Here is a 24,057-nt window from a genome sequence, read left to right as displayed (position 1 = left end):
TAACATCATGCGATCATAGAAAAACTTCCATAAACAATATAACTCCCTAATGTTACAATTAGAAGCTATCATAGCACAACGATTTCAGCTAAAAAACAATCAATGATCAACACTATCCGTACAGTTAGGAAAATAAATTTACTTTGAGGTAGAATATTTTCACCACAGCATTGCAAGCTGCTCAAAATACTGCCCATGGTTGCGGGTAATGACAATCGTATTTTTATCCGCATGCGTCAGCTGATTTTCAGTCCACGCAATATTGCACTTCTATTCATGCATAATAGAACTAATGGTATACCTGAACAATCTCCTGTAGCTTTGTAAGCTTATCTAATACATTTATCATCCAGTTAAAGCCGACTTCTCAGCATGGATACGATCAGAAAATATGGCCCTTTCGGATGTCTGATCGTTTAGTATGTGTTAGTCTGATTATGTGAATAAAGCCAATCTTTGCTTCTTTCTTGCTCCGACTAAATCCATGTTTTTTTCTTTTTTACCGATTTTGGCAAGTTTATTACCGTCGATTGTGCCCCAGAACTCTACAGCGCGTTTTGCAGCAGCCATCGCTTTAGCAGAATCAATTGTTTTACTTTGCCGGATCATAATGCCCCTCCTTTAGCCCCCAACCTTAGTTGATCCCCTCAGATAACAACCACCTCAAAAACGATAAAAGAACAACTGGATTTCAAGTTACGTGGTTAACCTCAACTCAGCAAAATCAAAACCCTATATATTCCCTTTACAATAAGGTACTTGAACCTTACATAACGTTGTCGTAAATTTCACCACGAAAACCTGCTGTCATCGACAGCCACCAATGTTTCCAGTATCAGTATGATACGAGTGACCTGTGAGAAACGCCTTCGGGTGGCCCAGCTGTTAACCGACAGCCACCAATGATCCTGTCGCTTGCGAGGATCGCCTTCGGGTAGTGACAAAAAGCCTCCGTAGCCTGAAAGGGAGCACACCGTATGACGGTGTGGTACATCTGCCCGCCTTTGGAAGTAGATATCGTCTGTAATAACGACGGTTAAGGCTTGATTCTTATATCACACTTCGAGACGGCTAATAACGAGCGTTTCTACCCTCTGACAGCATCCCTTAAAGATGTTGTTATCGGTTATTTACTACCTCAGTGACTGACTTACTGTCAGCAATGTTTTGGCCTTAAGCCAAAGCGCTCCGGCAAGCCACCATCACTTCTATAGGCACTTTTTCGTGCTTAGGACTGCTATTTACCTGAATTCTGGCGCGTATTAAACGCTGCTGGCTGCGCCTTGCTATGCCGTCAGGCATCTGCAGCATGCGCCTGCCTTGCTGCGTATTAATACGTGGCGTCACTTTTTGCGCGTAAGCGCATGAAAGTGACGCCACAGCATACCCCGCCGCCAGTTGTTTACTTCTGCCCTCTACATCCGGGGCACTGAATCTGACACCGCGCTTTAAGCGCTAAATATCCAATTTTTACAGGAGATCTGAATTGTTGCCGAGGCAGGCTTAAGCCTGGGGATTACCTGCAAACGCAGGCAGTTGCACCGAGTGCACCACTGACACCCCGCAATACCTCAACTGCACCGCCCTGGCGCACAGGCAACGTTCAGCACGGATACAGCATCGCTGTTTCCGTTATTTGCCATGCGCCAGGGAAGCAAATCGGTATTGAATTTTAAAAAGGAAAAACGGATGAGTCAGACAGATAAAGAAATGAAGCAACTGGCGAAGCAGGCCGGAGGTAGCCATAAAACGGTGCATGACCGGATTCGGATCACCGAGCGGTTTAGCCGTCATTTGCTGGCGCTCAATATTCAGGTACGCAGCATCAAACACCTGAAAGCCAGGCATATCGAAAGCTATATCGACGCCCGGCGTTCACAGGGAATTGCTCCTCGTACCCTGCAAAACGAGATGGCGGCATTGCGTTCCGTATTGCATCAGGCCGGACGGGAAAAACTGATGGCCTCTGACAGGCTGACGAACCGGGCATTAGGTCTTGGTGGTTGCAGTCGCGCAGGGACGAAATGCGCGATTTCATCAGAAAAATATCAGCAATCCCTGCACGAAGCCCGCCAGCTTGATGCAGGGCTGGCAGCTGCTTTGCTGCTTTCTCGTGTGTTGGGGCTGCGGTCGCAGGAAGCCGTTCAGTGCTGCGCATCCCTCAAAACGTGGCAGAAGCAACTGAGTCAGGGGGCTGAGCGGTTGAGCATCGTTTTTGGCACCAAAGGAGGCAGGCCGCGGGAAACGCGGATCTTGAATCATCAGGAGGTCAGTAACGCTGTAAATCATGCTCTTAGCGTTGCCGGGCAACGTAACGGCAAACTTATCGATAAAAGCGACCTGAAATCAGCCATGAATTTCTGGCGCTCAGCCACCACGCGCATTGGCCTGACCGGGCCTTATTCCCCTCACAGCCTGCGTTATGCATGGGCACAAGATGCCATTCGTTTTTATCTGGATCAGGGCTTCAGTCGCAAAGAAGCCAATGCGCTTACCTCAATGGATTTAGGGCACGGCGATGGCCGGGGCCGCTATGTTGAACGTGTATACGGCCTTCAGGGAGAAAGATCATGAACAGACCAACACTTATCCGCCTCAGAGACGTCATGGCTAAAACTGGTTTCAAACGCGCATGGATTTACAAGCTGATGGACAGGAATGAATTTCCTCAGTCTGTGAAACTGGGTATCCGTTCTGTTGCCTGGGTTGAAAGCGAAATTGATGAATGGATCTCAAACAAAATCAAACAGCGTGATGGAGTGCAATAATGCTGAATTCATCTTTTTCCCTGGCTGGCGCTTTTCATTATAATCAGCGCGCTGCGGCAAAATCCGCAGTCGGAATTGGCGTTCCGCAAAACCCTACAGTGCCCGGTAATCACTTTTTATTGGGCTGTGCTTGTGCAGATCTTTCGGTCGCTCAGGCAGGGGCCTCGCAAGAGGCACCGGGTTTTGTAGTGGCCGATTACGTCAATCCCGATGCCTCTCGTGATGGCTTTACTTTACTCACGACAGAGGCAACCAAATGGTTAGCATCCTTCCTGATTTCTATCCTCATTGCCCCCCTCCGTTTCCGGGGGTGCAATATGTATGACCCCACCCCACTCTCGGCTGAAGAAGTTCTCGATCACTGCCGTGCTCTGGCGTTCGCTATCGTCGAGCTGGATCAAGCATCCGCTAAAGAATTGCTCATGTACGTCCTGTGGGAACGTCTGAATCTGCTGAATGAAACAATGAAAGCGGAGGTCAGCCGTGGGTAATTTCGTTACTGAAACCGTCGATGAATGGATCTTCAATAAAAACAACCAGTGTGATGGAGAGCAATGATGCTGAATTCATCTTTTTCCCTGGCTGGCGCTTTTCAGTATAATCAGCGCGCTGCGGCAAAATCCGTAGCCGGAATTAGCGTTCTGCGAATCTTCTTGGTGCCTGAATATTCGGGCAATGCTTGCGCATACCATTCAATGGTTGCTCAGGCGGGGGCTTCGCAAAAGGCGCCGGGTTCTGTGCTGACCAGTTTCATCAACCCCGATGCCTCTCGTGATAGCTTTTCTTCACTCACGACAGAGGCGGCCAAATGGCTTCTTTCTTTCCTTATCTGTGCCCGCAGTACACCCGTCCATACCAAGGGGTGCTGCATGTATGACTCAACGCCACTTTCTGCTGAAGAAATTCTTGATCACTGCCGTGCTCTGGCATTTGCCATCGTCGAGTTGGATCATGCTCTCGCCAAAGAATTGCTCATGTACATTCTTTGGGAACGCCTGAATCTGCTCAATGAGGCATTGGGGAAAACGGAGGCAGGCGATGAATAATTTTGTATCAGCCACTGCTTCCTCTTCCCGTCATCACTGGCCGCAGATTCTCAGCGAGTTAGGCATTTCAGTGCCTGAAAACAATAAACATGGCCCCTGTCCTATCTGTGGCGGTAAAGATCGTTTCCGCTTCGATGATAAACAGGGACGAGGCACCTGGATTTGTAATCAGTGCCGTAACGGTGATGGCCTTGATTTGGTTGCCAGGGTCAATGCCTGTGATTTGTTATCCGCTGCAAGGCTGGTTTCCGGTTTGACCTTAGCGCCATCAACTGCGCCAGCCAGGGAAAAGGCTCCATTCCGCCCGATTTCGGAGCGAGCGCAGGAATTTATCTCCGCCGCTCGCGAGGGGAAAAGCCCTTATTTGACTGGCAAAGGCTTATTGAACACGGTTCCATTGTTTACCGCTAATAGCCCCCTGACGGTAGGGGGCGCTACGTTTGGCCACGATTCTGTGATTCTGCCCGTTCATAAGATCAGCGGGGAATTAGTTGGTGCACATCTGATAAACGCTGGCGGAGAGAAACGGTTGTTGCCTGGCTCGCAAATGGCTGAGGCATTTATCACTGTCAATCAGTCCCATGAAGTCACAACCATCATCATTGCTGAAGGCTATGCCACCGCATTAACTCTCAGCCAGATCGCTAACGGTATGGTGGTTGCAGCAATGTCGGCCAACAATTTGAACAGTGTCGCGCGGGTAATGAGGACCAAATATCCCGAGAGCTGCATTATCCTGGCTGGCGATCATGACCTGCATTCTGATGGCACCGCGAATACTGGTATGACTCAGGCGGTAAAAGCAGCCCAAGCGGTTAATGGCTGGGTATCCTTTCCACCCGGAGAAATTGCCTGCGACTGGGATGATTATCGCCAACAGTACGGTATCGATGCCCTCAAAACCACCTTCAACGAGCAGATGTATAAGCCTGAATGCACTGAAAACCCACTCACCCGGAAGGAGCAAACTAACATGGAGTTCAGTACCGCACTGCCCTTGCGCAAAGGTTCCGATGGTTTCGACACCAGCCAGGACTATTTGATTAAAGGTTATCTGCCGTATTTGTCCGTCACCAGCGCTTATGGTGCCAGCGGATCATATAAATCGTTCCTGGCTGTATCCTGGGGTTGCCATATTGCGACCGGGAAACCCTGGGCGGGTAAGCCGGTAACTCAGGGTGCGGTGATCTACGTCGTAGGCGAAGGCGGGATTGGTGTTCCCCGCCGTATCCGGGCATGGGAAGTCATGATGAATAACGGGAATCCGATTGATTTACTTTATCGGGTCGATTGTCCCATCTTCCCGGCCAGCACTGACAGCGTGCAGCAAGTGATCAAAGCGGCTAATGACGTCAAAGCCGCAACCGGCATGCCGGTGCGGCTGATTATCCTGGATACCCTCGCCCGCTGTTTTGGCGGCTCTGATGAAAATGCGGCAAAGGATATGGGCGCTTTTATCCAGGGCTGTGACGTAATCAAAGCTGCGACACAGGCTACCGTACTTATTATTCATCATTCCGGGAAAGATCAGGAGAAAGGCGCGCGCGGCTCCAGTGCGTTCCGTGCGGCGCTGGATGTAGAGTTTAACGTGCGTCGTGAGGGTGAAGGCGGTGCGTTGATCCTCAGCTGTACCAAAATGAAAGATGCCGAGGAGCCGCAGCGCCAGGCATACGACCTGCTCCCTGTAGACCTCTATATCGATAATGATGGCGACCAGATCAGTTCATTAGTTTTGGACGATGAAGGGAGGTCTGTCAGGGAGAGCGATGAGGAAACGGAACTGATTGGTATTTCACGCCTGACGGAAAATCATATGGCATTGTGGAAAGCTATCCGAGCGCGGGCAGCCAAAGGGGAAATTTGTACCCGCACGTTGATTCGGGATGATATGAATGCGATGGGTTTTGACGCTTCCAGAAAAATGACCCGCTGGCTGGAAAAGCTGGAGAAAGAAGGTGCTGTTGTTTGCGACGGTGAAATCATCACTCCAGTAACATTACACACAAAGTAAGCATTAAGTGGGGTAAAAGTGGGGGAAGCAGGAGCAGCAATTGCAATTTTGGCTGATTTTCCCCACTTCCCATCTGTATATAGGTGCTATATGGGGGAGATCAAAGAAATCATTTAAAAACATAGAATTAAATTAAAAATGGAAAACCACCGTGGGGGAAGCGTTGAAGGTCTTCAAAGTGGGGGCAAGATGGGGGATACATGGATTGGCTACCGCTTAAACTGACAAATTTTAAAACCCAAACTCGGTAAATTCTGACTCGAATCAATAAGGAGCCTTTGACCAGGATGTCGTCGGTAAATTTACCCATTTATCAGAAGACATAATTACTTTGAGTGATTGACTACAACCATTATTATATGATAATTCCTTTCAATTCATCAAACTAGAAAACAGGTATGGATACTATGTTACTTTCTTCTATAGCTTTAATTGGTGCATCAGCAGCACTAGCAGCTGTGATATTCAAAGATAAGGATTCACGCGTAAATGAACTTATCGAGTTTGCTAAAATTCCCTATCAAGAAATTGAGCCATCAGTACATTTCAAGATCATCAAAAATGAAATAAACTCTTATATTACAGGTATAAGAGACAATTCTTTCCATGAACATTTATTAGATATAATGGCGAGAGAGAACAAACCAATAGGATATTTCTGCAAGCTCGATTCACGCATGGAGCTAACTCAACCTTACTTCTTTACCATCAAAAAAATGACTAGACTACAAACCATTAAAACTTCATTCTCAAGCAAGATGGGTAATGTAAATTATTTCATTCAATTTATGACCTTTGTACTTTTTATCTTTTTTTCAATTGTATATGAAAAAAACTCAAATCTATACTTGCAGGTATTCTCAATCGCGCTCTCCGCATTAGCAGGTTTTTTCTTATACAATTTGTTTACTGTCATGGCACTTATATGGAAACAGCATCCCAATCGCAAGGATATAGAAGAATACGAATCGCTGTTTGAGAAGTATGCAAAAGAGAAAAAAACCGAGTCACTTCCTTAAACGATTTTAAATACAGCCTCAGAACTGAGGCTGTATTAGCTGAAACTTGAACTGACAGTCATGCTTAGTAGAAAACCATAAAATCTGACAATAGGATTTTTTCGTAGAACCAACATAGGGAAAATAACGGTGACAAAAACAGTCGAGATACTGCAATACAAATTACAAAAAGGCACCGGAGCCGCTTTTCACGCCATCATGCAGGAAATTAGCGTTCCCCTTCATCAACGCCACGGGATCGATGTTGTTTCGTTTGGTAACTCACTGCATGATCCGGATTGCTACTATCTGATTCGCGCCTTTGACAGCGCCAAAAGCATGGCTACGGTTCTTGATGCCTTTTATGCAAGCTCTGATTGGCGCAGTGGCCCGCGCGAAGACATAATTCGTAGTATCGAAACCAGTATTAAAACAGTGATGAACCTGCCATCGATAAGTGTGGATGGGCTACGAGTGTGCTCCTAAATCTATCCCGTGACAATTAAGGACTAATTGTCATATCAGGTCTGGCTCGGGCTATCAAAAGTGTCTGATTAAGCCTGAGCTAATACAATTAATCAGAAAGATAAACAGTTACCATCGCCATAATCACCCCTTTCAACTCCCCCCATCCCGCAACCCATCCAAATAATCCGCATACCACTGCAACATCTCCCTCCTTCCATCCAGGTACTGCGCATGGTTATACGTGCCGCGAATCGAATTCCTGTCCACATGCGCGAGCTGCACTTCAATCCATGCCGAGTTATACCCCTGCTCATGCAAAACGGTGCTCATGGTATGCCGGAACCCATGCCCAGTAGCCTTCCCATCGTACCCAACCCGTTTAATTACCTGATTAATCGTGGCTTCACTCATCGGCTTCCCGGCATTGCTCCTGCCCGGAAACACATACTTGCCGCGCCCGGTGAGCTGCTGGATCTCCTCCAGCAATTCAACAGCCTGCCGCGACAGCGGTACAGAATGCTTACGCCGCATCTTCATGCGTCCTACGGGGATCTCCCAAAGTCCTTTACTTAAATCAAACTCAGCCCACTCCGCCGCCCGTAACTCAATGGTTCGCGTTCCTGTCAGCATCAGCAACCGCGTAGCGTACTGAGTCACCTTACTGCCGCTATAGCCACACAGCGCGCGCATAAACGCGCCCAACTCGTTATTCAGCAGATAAGGGAAATGTTTTTGCTTCGGGGGTTTCAGCACCGCCGCCAGATCAGTCACGGGGTTATTCTGCGCCCTGCCCGTTACGATGGCGTGAGTGAAAATCTGCCGACATGCCTGGCGGGTTTTCTTCAGCTTATCCAGCACGCCGCGTTGTTCCATTTTCCGCAGCACCGCCAGCATCAACATTGGTGTGATTTCAGTGACCGGCATTTTGCCGATATGGGGAAAAATATCTTTGCGCAGGTATTCCAGAATGTCGTCAGCATAGCCTTGCGACCAGTTAGCCCGCTTGGTCTCATGCCATTCTCGCGCCATCGCTTCAAAGTTGTTGTTCACCGCGAGGATTTTGGCCTGCTTCGCTTCCTGCTTGGCCGCTCCGGGATCACCACCGGCTGCCAGCACCCTTTTCGCGTCTTCGCGCTTTCCGCGCGCCTGAGCCAGCGTCACCGCAGGATAGAGGCCGAACACCACACGCTTTTCTTTTCCTGCAAAGCGATATTTAAGACGCCAGCTTTTACCACCAGTGGGGAAGATTTCGAGGTACAGACCGCCGCCGTCAGCCAGTTTGTAGGCTTTCTCTTTCGGCTTGGCAGTCTCGATTTGACGGACGTTGAGCTTCATTTGGGGGCATTTCACTCCATTGAACAGGCCAGTGCCCCCAATGATGCCCCCGGATAAGTAAAGTTTTTAGCGGAACTGAATAGAAGTTAAAAGATCAGGAATGCAGTATTGATGCGGGTTGCAGGGGATTTTGCAGACTAAAAAGGATATGAGAAGAAGAGGAGATGGCACGCCCTACAGGATTCGAACCTGTGACCTACGGCTTAGAAGGCCGGTGCTCTATCCAGCTGAGCTAAGGGCGCATATGCGGTTGCGTCGAATTATACGTCCGCGCGCAGTCGCGTCAACGTTTTTGCACCCACCGGGTGCAGAGTGCTGATCATATGAGCAATCCGCCCTTAATGATGCTTGCGCCAGGTGCTGAGCGAGATCAGATTTGTCTCTTCCGTCGCCTCGCCTTCCAGCTCAATCCCGTGCGTAAAACTGGCATTGAAGCGTTCCCGCATCGCGTTCATCTCCTGGCTGTCCGGCTCCAGCTCACGCAGAAAACCCATTGCCAGCAACACCTGCTGATGCGTGATCAGCGGAGAAAAATGCGCGCGACTCAGAATCTGGTGCCAGCGCCGCATATTCCCTTCCGCGCCATCCACGATAAACACCTGCCAGATCAGCAGCACCGCCGCCGCATTCTGCAAATGGCTCTCGTTTTCGCCGGTGATGTAGTCGGTGAACTCCTTCGCCGCCTCTTTGCCCATCAGCGAAAGCATCGATTCAACATGCACCGGCGGCAGTTGCAGCCGTTTGCTGAGCGACTGCGCCGCATGGCGCGAACCGGCCGTCAGCAGGCGAAATCCCACCACAAACACCACCACCAGAGTCGCAAGAGTTATCCAGATCATATGCATTCCACTCAATTCATTGCCAGGCATGATAAGGGCTAACGCTGGCAATCTGAAGTCACATCGAAAAATTCGGGAAAGCCCTCGCCGGGATCAATCTGTGCCTGACAGCGCGGCGCGCTTCTGACAGAATAGGCGCCTTTCCCCGATTCAACATTACACAGTGGATTTCCTCTCTGATGGCAGCAAAAATTATTGACGGTAAAACGATTGCGCAGCAGGTGCGCCTTGAGGTTGCTGAAAAAGTCCAGCAGCGTCTGGCAGCAGGTAAACGCGCGCCGGGCCTGGCAGTCGTTCTGGTGGGTGAAAACCCCGCTTCGCAGATTTATGTCGCGAGCAAACGCCGCGCCTGTGAAGAAGTGGGATTCATTTCCCGTTCTTACGATCTGCCAGCCACCACCAGCGAAGCCGAGCTGCTGGATTTGATCGATGCCCTGAACAACGATCGCGAAATCGATGGCATCCTGGTGCAGCTACCGCTGCCGGCAGGCATTGATAATGTCAAAGTGCTCGAGCGTATCGTGCCGGACAAAGACGTCGATGGTTTCCATCCATATAACGTGGGCCGCCTGTGCCAGCGCGCGCCGAAGCTGCGTCCCTGCACGCCGCGCGGCATTGTAACGCTGCTGGAGCGCTACAATATCGATACCTACGGCCTGAACGCCGTGGTGGTGGGCGCCTCAAATATTGTTGGCCGCCCGATGAGCATGGAGCTGCTGCTGGCCGGTTGCACCACCACCGTTACCCACCGCTTTACCAAAGATCTGCGTCACCATATCGAACATGCCGATCTGCTGATTGTTGCCGTGGGTAAACCGAACTTTATTCCGGGCGACTGGATCAAACCGGGCGCGATTGTGATCGATGTGGGGATCAACCGTCTGGAAAGCGGCAAAGTGGTCGGCGATGTGGATTTCGATGCCGCTGCTGAACGCGCCGCTTATATTACGCCGGTGCCGGGCGGTGTTGGCCCGATGACGGTAGCAACCCTGATTCAAAACACGTTGCAAGCGTGTGAAGAGTACCACGATGGTGAGGACGCATAATGGCCAGTTTTTCTCTGGGTAAACACCCGCACGTTGATCTGTGCGATCTGCTGAAACTCGAAGGCTGGGTGGAGAGCGGCGCGCAGGCTAAAGCGGTGATTGCTGAAGGCGAAGTGCGCGTTGATGGCGCGGTGGAAACGCGTAAACGCTGCAAGATCCTTGCGGGTCAGACGGTGGAATTCGCCGGTCAGCGCATTACCGTAGTGGCATAAAAAACGAGGGCGAACATCGGTTCGCCCTTTTTGATTACTTACGACGCCAGGTGGTGCCCTGCGGGCCATCTTCCAGCACGATGCCCAACGCATTGAGCTTATCGCGCGCCACATCGGCCTGCGCCCAGTCTTTCGCTTTACGCGCATCGTTACGCATTTTGATCAGCGCTTCGATCTCCGCCACTTCGTCATCATTAGCCTGCGCACCGCTTTGCAGGAACTGCTCCGGGTCCTGTTGCAGAATGCCCAGCACTTCAGCCAGCTGACGCAGCTTCGCCGCCAGCACATCAGCCGCCGCTTTATCTTCCGCTTTCAGACGGTTCACTTCACGCGCCATATCGAACAGCACCGAGTAGGCTTCCGGGGTGTTGAAGTCATCATCCATCGCGCTACGGAAACGCGTTGCAAACTCTTCGCCACCGGCGGCCACGGCGCTGGCATCGGTATGACGCAGCGCGGTGTAGAGACGTTCCAGCGCAGCACGCGCCTGATTGAGGTTATCTTCGCCATAATTGAGCTGGCTGCGATAGTGGCCTGACATCAGGAAGTAACGCACGGTTTCCGCATCATAATGTTGCAGCACATCGCGCACGGTGAAGAAGTTGCCGAGGGATTTTGACATCTTCTCACGATCAACCATCACCATACCGGAGTGCATCCAGTAGTTGACGTAGGGGCCGTCGTGGGCGCAGGTGGACTGCGCAACTTCGTTTTCATGATGCGGGAACATCAGATCTGAACCACCACCGTGGATGTCAAAATGGGTGCCCAGCTGTTTGCAGTTCATCGCCGAGCACTCAATATGCCAGCCCGGACGGCCATTGCCCCACGGCGAGCTCCAGGCGGGTTCGTCAGCTTTCGACATCTTCCACAGCACGAAGTCCATCGGGTTGCGCTTCACTTCAGCCACTTCCACGCGAGCGCCCGCCTGCAACTGCTCCAGATCCTGACGTGACAGCACGCCGTATTCTTTGTCGCTGAGCACATCAAACATCACGTCACCATTGTCGGCGACGTACGCATGGCCGCGTTCAATCAGGCGGCCCACCAGCTCGATGATCTCATCGATATGGCGCGTCGCGCGCGGTTCCAGATCCGGCGGCAGAATACCCAGCGCGGCAAAATCGTTGTGCATCTCACCGATCATGCGATTGGTGAGGGTCTCGATACTTTCGCCATTTTCATTGGCACGCTTGATGATTTTATCGTCAATATCGGTGATGTTACGCACATATTTCAGCTGATAGCCGATATAACGCAGGTAGCGCGCGACAACATCAAACGCCACAAAGGTACGCCCGTGACCAATATGACAGAGGTCGTAAACCGTGATGCCGCACACGTACATGCCGATTTCACCAGCATGGATAGGTTTGAATTCCTCTTTCTGTCGGGTCAGGGTGTTATAAATCTTTAGCATTGAACGGTTCCGTTATATACGTGTGCAGGAAAGGCCTTTCCAGGCTAGCGGCACATTGTGCCGTATTTTTTGTGCCAGTGCGACGCCAGCATGTCAACTGCGGCCGCCTTGCTGACTCGTCATCACAATTTGTGATATAAGAAGCGTCTACTAAAATGGCCCGCCGCTTTGCAGGCGCGGCGATTGATACCGACGACAACCTTTACAGGACGAGAATGATGGTCACCTTCCAGACGAACCATGGCGATATCGTAATTAAAACCTTCGATGACAAAGCGCCGGCAACCGTAAAGAACTTCCTGGATTACTGCCGTGAAGGTTTCTACGACAACACCATTTTCCACCGTGTTATCAATGGCTTTATGATTCAGGGCGGCGGCTTTGAGCCGGGCATGAAGCAGAAAGCCACCAAAGAAGATATCCGCAACGAAGCCAACAACGGTCTGAAAAACACCCGTGGTACCCTGGCAATGGCGCGTACTCAGGCTCCGCACTCAGCGACTGCCCAGTTCTTCATCAACGTCGCCGACAACGACTTCCTCAACTTCCGCGACGAAAGCCTGCAAGGCTGGGGTTACTGCGTGTTTGCTGAAGTGGTTGAGGGTCTGGACGTGGTCGACAAAATCAAAGCCGTGGCGACCGGCCGTAGCGGTATGCACCAGGACGTACCGAAAGATGACGTCGTCATCCAGAAAGTGACCGTTAGCGAGTAATGTCGCGCACGCTGTTTATCGCAGATCTTCATCTGTGTCAGGAGGAACCGGCAATCACTGCCGGTTTTCTGCATTTTTTGCAGCGTGAAGCGCATCAATGCGATGCGCTTTATATCCTCGGCGATCTGTTTGAAGCCTGGATTGGCGATGACGATCCCAATCCGCTGCATCAGCAAATCGCCAGCGCCCTTCAGGCGCTGCCGGTGCCAACCTATTTCATCCACGGCAATCGCGACTTCCTGCTCGGCCAGCGCTTCGCCGCTGCCTGTGGCATGACGCTGCTGCCGGAAGAACAGGTGCTAACGCTTTACGGTCATCGCCTGCTGATTATGCACGGCGATACGCTCTGCACCGATGATGAAGGCTATCAACGCTTTCGTGCCAAAGTGCATCAGCGCTGGCTGCAAAAGCTATTCCTCGCCTTGCCGCTGCGCCTGCGGATGCGCATCGCGGGCAGAATGCGCGCCAACAGCAAGCAGGCCAATCAGCATAAATCGCTGAGCATCATGGATGTGAATCAACAGGCGGTGGCGAATGCCATGACGCGCCAGCAGGTGCGGCTGTTAATTCACGGTCATACCCATCGTCCGGCCATCCATGATTTTGTTTTGCAGGGTGAAAATGCGCAGCGCGTGGTTCTCGGTGCCTGGCACCAGCAAGGATCGATGATTCAGGTTGATGCCAGCGGCGTCCAACTGATCGAATTCCCGTTCTGATTAACGGGCAACCTTGCCCGTTTTCCGGCTACGCAACCGTTTTCCTTGCTGCCATCTCATGCTATTCTCTGTGCCCTTCTTCACCTGCCCGCCCGGCCAGGTTCGATTGTCTATTCACAGGAGTTGACCGCATGTCATCCAACGCCGCCCCGGCTCGTATCGCCATCGTCATGGGTTCTAAAAGTGACTGGGCTACCATGCAGTTCGCCGAGGAAATTCTTAACAGCCTGGATGTCCCCTTCCACGTTGAAGTGGTTTCTGCTCATCGTACGCCGGACAAACTGTTCAGCTTCGCCGAAAACGCCGCGCAGAACGGTTACCAGGTGATTATCGCCGGTGCTGGCGGTGCAGCGCACCTGCCGGGTATGCTGGCCGCCAAAACGCTGGTGCCGGTGCTGGGCGTGCCGGTACAAAGCGCCGCGCTGAGCGGTGTCGATAGCCTGTACTCCATCGTGCAGATGCCGCGCGGTATCCCGGTCGGGACGCTGGCCATCGGCAAAGCGGGCGCAGCTAACGCGGCACTGCTGGCGGCACAGATTCTGGCCATCCACGACAGCGCGCTGGCAACTCGCCTGGCAACCTGGCGTCAGACCCAGACCGATGAAGTGCTGAACAACCCGGACCCGCGGGGGGATGCATGAAGCCGGTTTGCGTACTGGGAAATGGTCAGTTAGGTCGTATGTTGCGTCAGGCCGGTGAGCCGCTGGGCATTGCCGTCTATCCGGTAGGTCTTGATGCGGAACCCGCCGCCCTGCCGATCGCGCAGAGCGTCATCACCGCCGAGATTGAACGTTGGCCGGAAACCGCGTTGACCCGCGAACTGGCGAGCCATCCGGCGTTTGTGAATCGCGATATTTTTCCGCGTCTGGCCGATCGTCTGACGCAAAAACAGCTGCTCGATCAGCTGAATCTTGCCACCGCACCGTGGCAGCTGCTGGCCGACAAAAGCGAGTGGCCGCAGGTATTCCGTTCACTCGGCGAGCTTGCCATCGTCAAGCGTCGTACCGGCGGCTATGACGGTCGTGGTCAGTGGCGTTTACGCGCCGGTGAAACCGACACGCTGCCGGACGAGTGCTACGGTGAATGCATTGTTGAGCAGGGCATCAACTTCAGCGGTGAAGTCTCCCTGGTGGGGGCGCGCGCTCAGGATGGCAGCACGGTGTTCTATCCGCTGACGCATAACCTGCATCAGGATGGCATTCTGCGCACCAGCGTCGCCTTCCCGCAGGCGGATGCTGCCCAGCAGCAACAGGCCGAGACGATGCTCAGCGCGATCATGCATGAGCTGAACTACGTGGGCGTGATGGCGATGGAGTGTTTTGTCACGCCGCAGGGTCTGCTGATCAACGAGCTGGCTCCACGCGTGCACAACAGCGGACACTGGACGCAGAATGGCGCGTCAATCAGCCAGTTCGAGCTGCATCTGCGCGCGGTGCTGGGTTTACCGCTGCCGCAGCCGGTGGTGTTTGCGCCATCGGTGATGGTCAACCTGATTGGTACGGACGTGAATCTGGCGTGGCTGAATCAGCCGCTGGTGCATCTGCACTGGTATGACAAAGAAGTCCGTCCGGGGCGTAAAGTGGGTCACCTGAATCTGACCGATAGCGATCAGTCACGTCTGGCCGCTGCGTTAAACGCGCTGGTGCCCCTGTTGCCGCCGGAGTATGCCAGCGGCATCGCCTGGGCAGTCGAGAAATTGTAATGGTAAAGGTCGCCATCAATGGCGACCTTAGCGTTGCAGGGTGCGTATGCATGCGCACCCGAATCATCACGCCGCCTCAAACCGTCTGAATAGCGCCTTCCCTTTCAGCAACCGCACTCCCAGCCAGCCGCCGCACAGCGAGAGCAGCAGCGCGCCCGCGATCGGCAGCGCCAGCCACAAACTCCAGTCAGGTTCCCACGGGAAATCAAAGATCTTGCGTTGCAGCCCCCACAGCGCCGCCTCCGCGCCCAGTGCCGCCGCTATCCCCGACACCACGCCCAGCAAGGCGAACTCGCACCATAGCGTGCCGCGTAGCAGTCGCTTACTTGCCCCCAGCGTGCGATACACCACCAGTTCCTGACGTCGCTGGCGCATCCCCACCTGAATCTGCGCCAGCAACAACAGCACGCCGCAAATCGTCACCAGCACCACCATAATTTCCAGCGCCTGGCTGACCTGCGCCAGCACCTGACTGATCTGCCGCATCATGCCGCCAATATCCAGCAGGCTTAACGTGGGAAAGGCCCGATTAAGCTGCGCCAGTAACGCCGGATTGTTCTCCATACGGAAGCTGGTCAGCCAGGTTTGTGGCTGTCCATCCAGCCCGCCTGGCGGGAAGATAAAGAAGAAATTCGGCCGCAGGCTTTCCCAGTCCACTTTACGCAGGCTGGTAATTTTGGCGCTGAACTGCTGGGTATCGCCGCTGAAGGTCAGCGTATCGCCCAGTTTCACCCCGAGACGATCCGCCAGCTCGGTTTCCATCGACACTTCCCCGGCTTTTGGCGGCCAGACGCCCGCCACCAGCGGATTATGATCCGGGCGATCCGCCTGCCACGTCAGATTCAGCTCACGGTTTAAGGCGTTATCCATCTTCGGATCGGCATCTTTGCCATTAAGCTGCGTCAGACGGGCGCGAATAATCGGATAGAAGGTTTCCGCTTTGACATGATGCGCGGTGAGGAAATCCGCCACCTGCGGCACCTGCTCCTGCGTCATATTCAGCAGAAAATAGTTGGGGCTATCCGGCGGTAATTGCTGCTGCCAGCGATCCAGCAGATCGCCGCGCATCACCAGCAGCAGCGCCAGCAACATAAAGGAGAGCGAAAAGGCCGCCAGCTGACTGAGGGTCATGGCTGGCTGGCGCAGCAGGCGATTGATCGCCAGCCGCATCGCCAGATTGCGCACAACCAGACGCCGCAACAGCAGCAACGTGCCCCAGCCAAGCAGCGCCAGCAGCAGGGCCAGCAACACGATACCCGCCAGCAGCGCCCACAACATTTTGCTGCCGCCCATCAGCAGCGCCAGCAGGCCAATGACCACCAGCGCCATCACCGGCAGATAGAAACGCAGCGGCCAGACTGCCGCCACCGCGTCGCGGCGCAATACCCGCAGCGGCTGGGTTGCCAGCAGCAGACGGTAGGGCCGCAGCCCCACCAGCAGCGAAATCACAAACATCGCCCCCAGCGACCACAGCCACGGCCAGAAACTGGCAGCCGGTAACGCCGCGGGCAGCACCGGTTTCAGCATCAATAGCAGGATGACTTCAATCCCCTGCCCCAGCACGCTGCCCGCCAGCGCCGCCAGCAGCAGTACCGCCAGCCACTGGCCGATGATCAGCCGTTGTAGCACCCTGCGCGTCGCGCCGAGCGTCTTCAGCACCGCCACCAGATCATAACGGCTGCGACAGTAGTGACTCATCGCCACCGCCACTGCGGCAATCGCCAGCAGCAGCGTCAGCAGGGCGGAGAGCAGCAAAAATTGCTGAGCGCGCTGCATCGATCGCCCTAACGCATCTTCCGAGTTCTCCACGCTGATCCAGCGCTGGCCGGCCTTCAGTTGCGGCTGGATCCAGCTGTCATAACGCGCCAGCGGAGCAGGATCGCCTGAGAATTTGTAGCGCCAGCTCAGGCGACTGCCAGGCTGGATGGCACCGGTTTTGTCTACATCCGCGAGGTTCATCAGCAAACGCGGCGCGGTTTGAAACGGGTTAAAACCGGCGTCCGGCTCCTGAATCACCTCACCGGCGATGCGCAGCGTGGTATCCCCGACGTCAATCTGATCGCCGGTTTTCAGATTCAGCAACGCCAGCAGCCGTGGAGCCGCCAGCACCGTCCCCGCCGCCGGACGCAGGCCAGCTGGCGCGGTCTGCAACGTCCCAAACATCGGATAAGCGTCATCAACCGCCTTCACATCCGCCAGCTGCGGCGTCTGCTGGGCAAAGGTCATGGTCATAAAACTCAGCTGACGGCTGACGGACAAGCCCTCCTCACGCGCTTTCGCCAGCCAGGCGTCCGGCACCGGCGCATTGCTGCGTAAGGTACGGTCACCGGCCATAAAGTCACGGCTCTGCTGGCTTAAGCCTTTTTCCATGCGATCGCTGATCGATCCCAGCGCCAGCACGCAGGCCACCGCCAGCGTCAGCGCCAGCCAGACGATCAACAGCGAGGGCGAACGCCACTCGCGCCAGAACCAGCGCCAGATCATGACTCCTCCCACAACTTGCCATCGCGCAGTCGCAGGCGACGATCGCAGCGCGCCGCCAGCTGTTCGTCGTGCGTCACGAGGATCAGCGTGGTGGCGAAATCACGGTTAAGGGAAAACAGCAGATCAGCGATGCGATCGCCGGTCTGACGATCCAGGTTTCCGGTCGGCTCATCGGCAAACAGCAAACCGGGACGTCCATTAAAGGCACGCGCCAGCGCCACACGCTGCTGCTCACCGCCGGAAAGCTGGGCGGGAAGATGTTGCAGACGCGCTTTGAGTCCCAGCTGCGTCAGTAAATCGATCGCCTGGGTGCGGCTCTCACGATCGCTGACCCCACGTAACAACGCCGGGAGCTGCACGTTTTCCAGCGCATTCAGCGTCGGGACCAGCATAAAGGATTGAAAAACAAAGCCGACTTCGCGTGCGCGCAGGGCGGCGCGCTGCTCCTCGTTCATGCTATGTAACGGCTCACCCAGCAGATGCACTTCGCCGCTGCTGCCATCATCCAGCCCGGCGAGAATCCCCAGCAGGGTCGATTTCCCCGATCCGGACTCGCCAATCAGCGCGATGGTCTCGGCTGGTTTGACAACCAGCTCAACTCCGGTAAGGATGGTCAGCTGATGCTCTCCCTGACCGACGGACTTAGTAAGATGATGAACTTCAACAATGTTTTCCGCTGGCATTATCCCTTCCTGTTGTTATTACTGCTGCTGGTGTCACGTCTTGCTGCGGCTGATACCCTGCTGGTGCTGGGTGACAGCCTGAGTGCCGGATACCGGATGTCGGCCACCGTGGCCTGGCCAAGCCTGCTGGATAAACAATGGCAACAGCAGCCCAAAATCGTCAACGCCAGCATCAGTGGCGATACCGCCGGACAGGGGCTGGCGCGTTTACCGGCGTTATTAAAACAGCACCAACCTCGCTGGGTGTTAATCGAATTGGGCGGTAACGATGGCCTGCGCGGTTTCCCGCCGCAGAATATCGCTGAGGATCTGAGCAAAATCATCAATGACGTAAAAGCCGCAAAGGCGCAGCCGCTGCTGATGCAGATTCGTCTGCCGGCAAATTATGGACGTCGTTATACGGAGGCGTTTAGCGCGATTTATCCGCAGCTGGCACAACAGTACGACATTCCTCTGGTGCCCTTCTTTATGGAGCAGGTATACCTGAAACCGGAGTGGATGCAGCAGGATGGTATTCACCCGAATCCAGATGCGCAGCCCTTTATTGCCGAACTAATGGCGAAGGAACTGGCTCCGTTAGTAAAGCATGATTAACGCAGGCGCGTGATTTTTAACAGGTAAAGTTATGCAAACCTGGCGCGGTAAGGCACTAATCAGAGTTTGCTCTGGTCAATACTCAAATCGCCCAAATGATATAAACCGACAAAAGCCTGACCCTCTTATCTTTTCATAGATAGTCTCTTAACGCAGTGATATAAAACGCTTCTTTTGGGGTTGCCCGGTCGCAACCCACGCTGCTATTAAGAAAATAAAAAATGAATCAGGGATATTTTAAGGGTGTTCAGGCACTCAGGGGACTGGCAGCCCTCAGCGTAATGTTGTTCCATTTTCGCTGGAATATTAATGAAGCATGCCCGGGATGGGGTCAGGCTCTTTTTGGCTGGGGAGCGACAGGTGTTGATCTGTTTTTTCTGATCAGCGGATTTGTCATTATGCTGACCGCAAAAAATACGCCCGCCAGCTTTGCCGGCACTATCGATTTCCTCAAACGGCGCGCACTGCGTATTCTGCCCGCCTACTACGCCATTCTCGTCGTGACATTTTTCCTCTCCGGCGCGATGAGTACCTTTCACTATATAGATAAAACCCTGAATTTTATCAGCGCGTTACTTTTTCAGCCCGCTTATCACGATCACGGCCCCTTTTATGTTGATGACAGCGGCATGTATGGCATTCGCTGGACATTGAATTATGAGGTGTATTTTTATCTTGTCGTTGGCTTGTTAGTTGCGCTGCCACTCCGCTGGTTGCTAACCGGATTGTGGTTTGCCGCTACCCTGATAGCCTTACCCTGGATCACCGGTAAAACGCTGACGCTCCAGCCGACCGGCTACGCCTTTAGCAACGGACAGCTTAATCTGATCACTAACCCCATTATTCTGCTATTTCTCGTGGGAATGATCATTGGCGCCCTTACGCCGTGGTTACAGCGGCTAAATAGCCGCCTGATGGCTGTCCTTTTTTTTGCCTCAGTCGCCTTTGCCTGGAGCCAGTTCAGTAGCTGGAGATTCGTCGATCATGGCCTGCTAAGCTGCGGCTGGCTTTATGCCCTCATCCTGCTGACCGTCATTGGCGCGGAAAAAACCCTGAGTAAATGGATTCCGTGGTGGCTGCTTAAACTCGGCGATATTTCTTTCTCGCTCTATCTTATCCACACGCTGATGAACAGCGGGCTGGGTAAACGTTTTGAAAATCTCGGTATCGAACCCGGTCTGCTACGCTTCACCCTGTCCATCGTGCTGTCGCTACTACTTGCCTGGCTTTCATGGCGATTTATTGAAAAACTAGGCTATGCCCTGTACAGCAACCACAGCGACAAAGCAGGAACCGTTATAACTAAGGGTTGACTCACACCCGGCAAATCATTGAATCTGATAATAATCTAAATCGGTTATTTTTAATGATTATGCAAAAAAACATTCTTATCACCGGTTGCTCCAGCGGCATTGGCCTGGTGGCCGCTAATGACCTGCTGGCGCGCGGTTATCGCGTTCTTGCCGCCTGTCGTCGGGCAGAAGATGTCGAGCGTATGCATGCGCTGGGCTTTATCGGGATTGCGCTTGATCTGGACGATCCGGCCAGCGTCGATGCCGCCGCCGACCAGGTGCTAGCGCTGACCGATAACCGCCTGCACGGCCTGTTCAACAATGGCGGCTTTGGGATTTACGGGCCGCTCGCCAGCCTGTCGCGCCAGCAGCTGGAGCAGCAATTCTCCACCAATTTCTTTGGTACTCATCAGCTGACCATGCGTCTGCTGCCTGCCCTGAAAGCCAGCGGCAACGGGCGTATCATCAATACCAGTTCGGTATTGGGGATCATCTCCACGCCGGGTCGCGGTGCCTACGCGGCCAGCAAATATGCGCTGGAAGCCTGGAGTGATGCGCTGCGCATGGAATTGCACGGTTCAGGCGTCCGTGTCAGCCTGATCGAACCGGGGCCGATTCGCACCCGTTTTACCGACAACGTCCATCAGGGCGAGAGCGATAAACCGGTGCGCAATCCGGGCATCGCCGCGCGTTTTACTCTGCCTCCCGAAGCGATTTTACCGAAGCTGCGCCATGCACTTGAGAGCCAGCATCCGCGTTTGCGTTATCCGGTAACGCTGGTGGCCTGGAGCATGAGTCTGTTAAAACGCGTGCTACCGGGCTGGATGCTGGATCGCATTTTGCGCAGCAAATAGCCTGCAAGTCCGTTTTGAACTTGAAGCCGGGCGGCTTGCCCCCATATCCTCAACACACTTTCTGCAAAGAGACGTATTCATGTCACACGCTTTGATTATCGACATCAACGAATCCAACCTGCATCAAACGCTGGAGCAATCCGTACAGCTGCCGGTGCTGTTTTATTTCTGGTCCGATCGCAGTCAGCACTGTCAGCAACTGACGCCGGTGCTGGAGCATCTGGCGCAGGAATACGCCGGGCAGTTCATTCTGGCAAAACTGGATTGCGATAAAGAGCAGATGGTGGCGGCACAATTTGGTCTGCGTTCTCTGCCAACGGTGTATCTGTTCCAGAACGGTCAGCCGGTCGATGGCTTCCAGGGACCGCAACCCGAAGAGGCGATTCGCGCCCTGCTGGAAAAAGTGCTGCCGCGTGAAGAAGAACTGAAAGCGCAGCAGGCGATGGCCCTGATGCAGGAAGGCAAACCCCTTGATGCGCTGCCGCTGCTGAAAGACGCCTGGGCATTAAGTCATCAGGCGAGTGAAATTGGCTTTCTGCTGGCAGAAGTGCTGATCACCCTGAACCGCAGCGAAGAAGCGGAAGCGGTACTGAACGCCGTGCCGTTGCAGGATCAGGACACCCGCTATCAGAGCCTGGTGGCGCAAATCGAATTGCTGAAACAGGCCGCCGACACCCCGGAAATTCAGCAGTTGCAGGAGCAGCTGGCGAATGACCCGGCGAACGCCGAGCTGGCTGCTAAACTGTCGTTACAACTGCATCAGGTGGGACGCAATGAGGAAGCGCTGGAGTTGCTGTATGGCTTCCTGAAAAGCGATCTCAACGCCGCTGACGGCCAGGTACGTAAGATGCTACAGGAAATTCTGGCCGCGCTTGGCACCGGTGATGCGCTGGCCGCACGCTATCGCCGCCAGTTGTATTCGCTGCTGTATTGATCACGCGCTATACCCTAAATAATTCGGGTTGCACGCAGCCAACGCAGCGGCAACCCGAAGTATGACGGGTAAAAGGGGGACGAAGCGACTCGGCCCGCCAATCTGACAACCAGGAGGTTATATGTTAACTGTGATTCCCGTAATCATCGTGCTCGCGCTGGTCACCGTGTGGGCCGGGGTAAAAATTGTGCCGCAGGGCTATCAGTGGACGGTGGAACGCTTTGGTCGTTACACCCGGACGCTGCAACCCGGCCTGAGTTTAGTGGTGCCGTTCATGGATCGCATTGGTCGCAAGATCAATATGATGGAACGCGTACTGGATATTCCCTCCCAGGAAGTGATCTCCAAAGACAACGCCAACGTCACCATCGATGCCGTCTGCTTTATTCAGGCGGTCGATCCCGCCCGTGCGGCGTACGAAGTCAGTAATCTTGAGCTGGCGATCATCAATCTCACCATGACCAACATCCGTACCGTGCTGGGTGGCATGGAGCTGGATGAGATGCTGTCGCAGCGCGATAACATCAATACCCGCCTGCTGCACATTGTCGATGAAGCCACCAATCCGTGGGGAGTAAAAATCACCCGCATCGAAATCCGCGATGTGCGCCCGCCGCAGGAACTGATTGCCGCCATGAATGCGCAGATGAAAGCGGAACGTACCAAGCGTGCCGACATTCTCACCGCAGAAGGGGTGCGTCAGGCGGCGATCCTGCGTGCCGAAGGGGACAAGCAGTCACGCATTCTGAAAGCCGAAGGGGAGCGAACCTCCGCGTTTTTGCAGGCCGAAGCGCGCGAACGTCAGGCGGAGGCCGAAGCCACGGCGACGCGTATGGTTTCTGAAGCCATTGCTGCGGGTGATATCCAGGCGGTCAACTACTTCGTGGCGCAGAAATATACCGATGCGTTGCAGAAAATTGGTGAAGGCACCAACAGTAAAGTGGTGATGATGCCGCTGGATGCCAGCAGCCTGCTCGGTTCGATTGCCGGGATCGCTGAATTGCTGAAAGAAGGCGGTCGGGAGCGCAAACCGTGATCCTCGTGGAGCTGATCGCACATCCGCATTGGTTCTGGCTGACGCTCGGCGGTCTGCTGCTGGCCGCTGAGATGCTCGGCACCAGCGGCTACCTGCTGTGGAGCGGGCTGGCGGCGGTGCTGGTCGGCATCATTGAGTGGTTCTTTCCCTTCTCGTGGAAAAGTCAGGGCGTGCTGTTTGCGGTATTAACGCTGCTGTGCGTCTTTCTGTGGTATCGCTGGATGCGTTATCGCGAATCCGCCGAACAACCGAATTCCCTCAATCAACGCGGGACACAGCTTATCGGGCAGCATCTGACGCTTGAAAGCGCCCTGAAAGACGGCTTCGGCCATGTGCGCATTGGCGACAGCAGCTGGCGCGTGCAGGCGGAAAGCGATCTGCCTGCCGGTACGCAGGTCATTGTCACTGGCGTGGTCGGTATTACGCTGCGGGTTCAGCCGCGCTTTCCCTCGCCCTGATGGCAGCAGCCCGCCAGATGGTTGATGATCGGACACTCCGCGCCGTCGTCGCCCGGACAGGCTTCCGCCAGCGCCAGCAAACGCGCGCGCATCGCGTGTAACTCCTCGATATGCGCCGCGATCTCATCCGCCTTCTGTAAAGTACGCGCTTTCACATCGGCGCTATGGCGTGCGGGATTATTAAACAGCGTCACCAGCTCACGGCACTCTTCGAGGGTAAACCCCACCTGACGCGCCTGGCGCAGCAGATTGAGTTCATCAATATGGTGAGGATTGTAACTACGATACCCATTTTCACTGCGCAGCGGCGGCGTCACCACGCCCTTCTCTTCGTAAAAACGAATGGCTTTGCTGGTGAGTCCGGTCTTTTTTGCTACGTCGCTAATGTTCATATTGTCCCCTTGACCTTCCCCTGAATGGAAGGTTTAGGCTTTATAACTAATGCAAA

26 protein-coding genes, 1 tRNA gene and 1 pseudogene are annotated in these 24,057 nt (G+C 54.0%); 20 read left to right on the top strand and 8 right to left on the bottom strand.

What is annotated here, in order from left to right:
* Positions 1-435: 435 nt before the first annotated feature.
* Positions 436-609 (bottom strand): hypothetical protein, encoded by a 174-nt coding sequence (locus AC6I8V_RS05300; RefSeq protein WP_497844865.1) that lies wholly within the window; start codon positions 607-609, stop codon positions 436-438.
* Between the two features lie 1,080 nt (positions 610-1,689).
* Here AC6I8V_RS05300 and AC6I8V_RS05295 point away from each other — a divergent pair.
* The 8 genes and pseudogenes from AC6I8V_RS05295 to AC6I8V_RS05260 all read left to right on the top strand — a co-directional run bounded on the left by AC6I8V_RS05295 (position 1,690) and on the right by AC6I8V_RS05260 (position 7,309).
* Positions 1,690-2,574: an integrase domain-containing protein gene (locus AC6I8V_RS05295; protein ID WP_497844864.1), complete on the top strand. Its 885-nt coding sequence runs from the start codon at positions 1,690-1,692 to the stop codon at positions 2,572-2,574.
* A complete protein-coding gene (locus AC6I8V_RS05290) occupies positions 2,571-2,768 on the top strand; it encodes an AlpA family transcriptional regulator (RefSeq protein WP_416412991.1) in 198 nt (65 codons plus the stop codon). The genes AC6I8V_RS05295 and AC6I8V_RS05290 overlap by 4 nt, the downstream gene beginning before the upstream one ends.
* Complete coding sequence (locus AC6I8V_RS05285) at positions 2,768-3,259, top strand: ash family protein (RefSeq protein WP_497844863.1); 492 nt, start codon at positions 2,768-2,770, stop codon at positions 3,257-3,259. The genes AC6I8V_RS05290 and AC6I8V_RS05285 overlap by 1 nt, the downstream gene beginning before the upstream one ends.
* Positions 3,260-3,322: 63 nt before the next feature.
* Positions 3,323-3,814: an ash family protein gene (locus tag AC6I8V_RS05280; protein ID WP_497844862.1), complete on the top strand. Its 492-nt coding sequence runs from the start codon at positions 3,323-3,325 to the stop codon at positions 3,812-3,814.
* Positions 3,777-4,691 (top strand): annotated as a pseudogene (locus AC6I8V_RS05275) (primase-helicase zinc-binding domain-containing protein); the annotation flags it as partial. The gene AC6I8V_RS05280 and the pseudogene AC6I8V_RS05275, both read left to right, overlap by 38 nt.
* Before the next feature lie 96 nt (positions 4,692-4,787).
* A complete protein-coding gene (locus tag AC6I8V_RS05270; RefSeq protein ID WP_497845769.1) occupies positions 4,788-5,825 on the top strand; it encodes a helicase RepA family protein in 1,038 nt (345 codons plus the stop codon).
* A 407-nt stretch (positions 5,826-6,232) separates the two neighbouring features.
* Positions 6,233-6,844 (top strand): hypothetical protein, encoded by a 612-nt coding sequence (locus AC6I8V_RS05265; RefSeq protein WP_497844861.1) that lies wholly within the window; start codon positions 6,233-6,235, stop codon positions 6,842-6,844.
* A gap of 129 nt (positions 6,845-6,973) precedes the next feature.
* Positions 6,974-7,309: an NIPSNAP family protein gene (locus AC6I8V_RS05260; protein ID WP_497844860.1), complete on the top strand. Its 336-nt coding sequence runs from the start codon at positions 6,974-6,976 to the stop codon at positions 7,307-7,309.
* Positions 7,310-7,441: 132 nt separating this feature from the next.
* Here AC6I8V_RS05260 and AC6I8V_RS05255 read toward each other — a convergent pair whose 3' ends face one another.
* The 3 genes from AC6I8V_RS05255 to AC6I8V_RS05245 form a co-directional block, all read right to left on the bottom strand.
* On the bottom strand, positions 7,442-8,626 hold the full coding sequence (locus AC6I8V_RS05255) for a tyrosine-type recombinase/integrase (protein WP_497844859.1): 1,185 nt from the start codon (positions 8,624-8,626) through the stop codon (positions 7,442-7,444).
* A gap of 165 nt (positions 8,627-8,791) precedes the next feature.
* Positions 8,792-8,868: transfer RNA gene (locus AC6I8V_RS05250), tRNA-Arg, on the bottom strand.
* Between the two features lie 96 nt (positions 8,869-8,964).
* A complete protein-coding gene (locus tag AC6I8V_RS05245) occupies positions 8,965-9,465 on the bottom strand; it encodes a DUF1198 family protein (RefSeq protein WP_497844858.1) in 501 nt (166 codons plus the stop codon).
* Positions 9,466-9,644: 179 nt separating this feature from the next.
* On the opposite strand from AC6I8V_RS05245, the gene folD reads away from it, so the two are divergent.
* Both folD and ybcJ read left to right on the top strand, forming a co-directional pair.
* Positions 9,645-10,511, top strand: a complete 867-nt coding sequence (folD, locus tag AC6I8V_RS05240; protein ID WP_497844857.1) for a bifunctional methylenetetrahydrofolate dehydrogenase/methenyltetrahydrofolate cyclohydrolase FolD — start codon at positions 9,645-9,647, stop codon at positions 10,509-10,511.
* Positions 10,511-10,723: a ribosome-associated protein YbcJ gene (gene ybcJ / locus AC6I8V_RS05235; protein WP_497844856.1), complete on the top strand. Its 213-nt coding sequence runs from the start codon at positions 10,511-10,513 to the stop codon at positions 10,721-10,723. Before folD ends, ybcJ begins: the two co-directional genes overlap by 1 nt.
* Before the next feature lie 34 nt (positions 10,724-10,757).
* On the opposite strand, the gene cysS is transcribed toward ybcJ, so the two are convergent.
* Positions 10,758-12,143 carry a cysteine--tRNA ligase gene (cysS, locus tag AC6I8V_RS05230; protein ID WP_497844855.1) on the bottom strand — a complete coding sequence of 462 codons (1,386 nt, stop codon included), beginning with the start codon at positions 12,141-12,143 and terminating at the stop codon, positions 10,758-10,760.
* A 218-nt stretch (positions 12,144-12,361) separates the two neighbouring features.
* On the opposite strand from cysS, the gene ppiB reads away from it, so the two are divergent.
* From ppiB to purK, 4 genes are all read left to right on the top strand, one after another.
* Positions 12,362-12,856, top strand: a complete 495-nt coding sequence (gene ppiB / locus AC6I8V_RS05225) for a peptidylprolyl isomerase B (RefSeq protein ID WP_497845768.1) — start codon at positions 12,362-12,364, stop codon at positions 12,854-12,856.
* Complete coding sequence (locus AC6I8V_RS05220) at positions 12,856-13,572, top strand: UDP-2,3-diacylglucosamine diphosphatase (RefSeq protein WP_497844854.1); 717 nt, start codon at positions 12,856-12,858, stop codon at positions 13,570-13,572. The genes ppiB and AC6I8V_RS05220 overlap by 1 nt, the downstream gene beginning before the upstream one ends.
* Positions 13,573-13,703: 131 nt before the next feature.
* A complete protein-coding gene (purE, locus tag AC6I8V_RS05215) occupies positions 13,704-14,213 on the top strand; it encodes a 5-(carboxyamino)imidazole ribonucleotide mutase (RefSeq protein ID WP_497844853.1) in 510 nt (169 codons plus the stop codon).
* Complete coding sequence (gene purK / locus AC6I8V_RS05210) at positions 14,210-15,274, top strand: 5-(carboxyamino)imidazole ribonucleotide synthase (RefSeq protein WP_497844852.1); 1,065 nt, start codon at positions 14,210-14,212, stop codon at positions 15,272-15,274. The genes purE and purK overlap by 4 nt, the downstream gene beginning before the upstream one ends.
* A gap of 66 nt (positions 15,275-15,340) precedes the next feature.
* Here purK and ybbP read toward each other — a convergent pair whose 3' ends face one another.
* Together ybbP and ybbA are read right to left on the bottom strand one after the other, a co-directional pair.
* Complete coding sequence (ybbP, locus tag AC6I8V_RS05205) at positions 15,341-17,758, bottom strand: putative ABC transporter permease subunit YbbP (protein WP_497844851.1); 2,418 nt, start codon at positions 17,756-17,758, stop codon at positions 15,341-15,343.
* Positions 17,755-18,441 carry a putative ABC transporter ATP-binding protein YbbA gene (gene ybbA / locus AC6I8V_RS05200; protein WP_497844850.1) on the bottom strand — a complete coding sequence of 229 codons (687 nt, stop codon included), beginning with the start codon at positions 18,439-18,441 and terminating at the stop codon, positions 17,755-17,757. Before ybbA ends, ybbP begins: the two co-directional genes overlap by 4 nt.
* Here ybbA and tesA point away from each other — a divergent pair.
* The 6 genes from tesA to AC6I8V_RS05170 all read left to right on the top strand — a co-directional run bounded on the left by tesA (position 18,409) and on the right by AC6I8V_RS05170 (position 23,609).
* Positions 18,409-19,035: a multifunctional acyl-CoA thioesterase I/protease I/lysophospholipase L1 gene (gene tesA, locus AC6I8V_RS05195; protein ID WP_497844849.1), complete on the top strand. Its 627-nt coding sequence runs from the start codon at positions 18,409-18,411 to the stop codon at positions 19,033-19,035. The two genes, ybbA and tesA, sit on opposite strands and share 33 nt — an antisense overlap.
* 221 nt (positions 19,036-19,256) lie before the next feature.
* Positions 19,257-20,348 carry an acyltransferase family protein gene (locus tag AC6I8V_RS05190; protein WP_497844848.1) on the top strand — a complete coding sequence of 364 codons (1,092 nt, stop codon included), beginning with the start codon at positions 19,257-19,259 and terminating at the stop codon, positions 20,346-20,348.
* 59 nt (positions 20,349-20,407) lie between these two features.
* Complete coding sequence (locus tag AC6I8V_RS05185) at positions 20,408-21,181, top strand: SDR family oxidoreductase (RefSeq protein WP_497845767.1); 774 nt, start codon at positions 20,408-20,410, stop codon at positions 21,179-21,181.
* A 79-nt stretch (positions 21,182-21,260) separates the two neighbouring features.
* Positions 21,261-22,115: a tetratricopeptide repeat protein gene (locus AC6I8V_RS05180; protein ID WP_497844847.1), complete on the top strand. Its 855-nt coding sequence runs from the start codon at positions 21,261-21,263 to the stop codon at positions 22,113-22,115.
* 121 nt (positions 22,116-22,236) lie between these two features.
* Entirely contained in the window at positions 22,237-23,151 is a 915-nt protein-coding gene (locus AC6I8V_RS05175) for an SPFH domain-containing protein (protein WP_497844846.1), read from the top strand.
* Positions 23,151-23,609 (top strand): NfeD family protein, encoded by a 459-nt coding sequence (locus AC6I8V_RS05170; protein ID WP_497845766.1) that lies wholly within the window; start codon positions 23,151-23,153, stop codon positions 23,607-23,609. The genes AC6I8V_RS05175 and AC6I8V_RS05170 overlap by 1 nt, the downstream gene beginning before the upstream one ends.
* Here the strand turns inward: AC6I8V_RS05170 and cueR are convergent.
* Positions 23,585-24,001, bottom strand: coding sequence for a Cu(I)-responsive transcriptional regulator (gene cueR, locus AC6I8V_RS05165; protein ID WP_497844845.1), 417 nt, complete (start codon positions 23,999-24,001; stop codon positions 23,585-23,587). The genes AC6I8V_RS05170 and cueR overlap by 25 nt on opposite strands.
* Positions 24,002-24,057: the final 56 nt, after the last annotated feature.

The sequence above is a fragment of the Pantoea sp. X-Soil-TKNS-1207 genome (assembly GCF_059730485.1).
The sequence above is the reverse complement of the archived record's forward strand: the minus strand, read 5'-3'. Positions and strand labels throughout refer to the sequence as shown.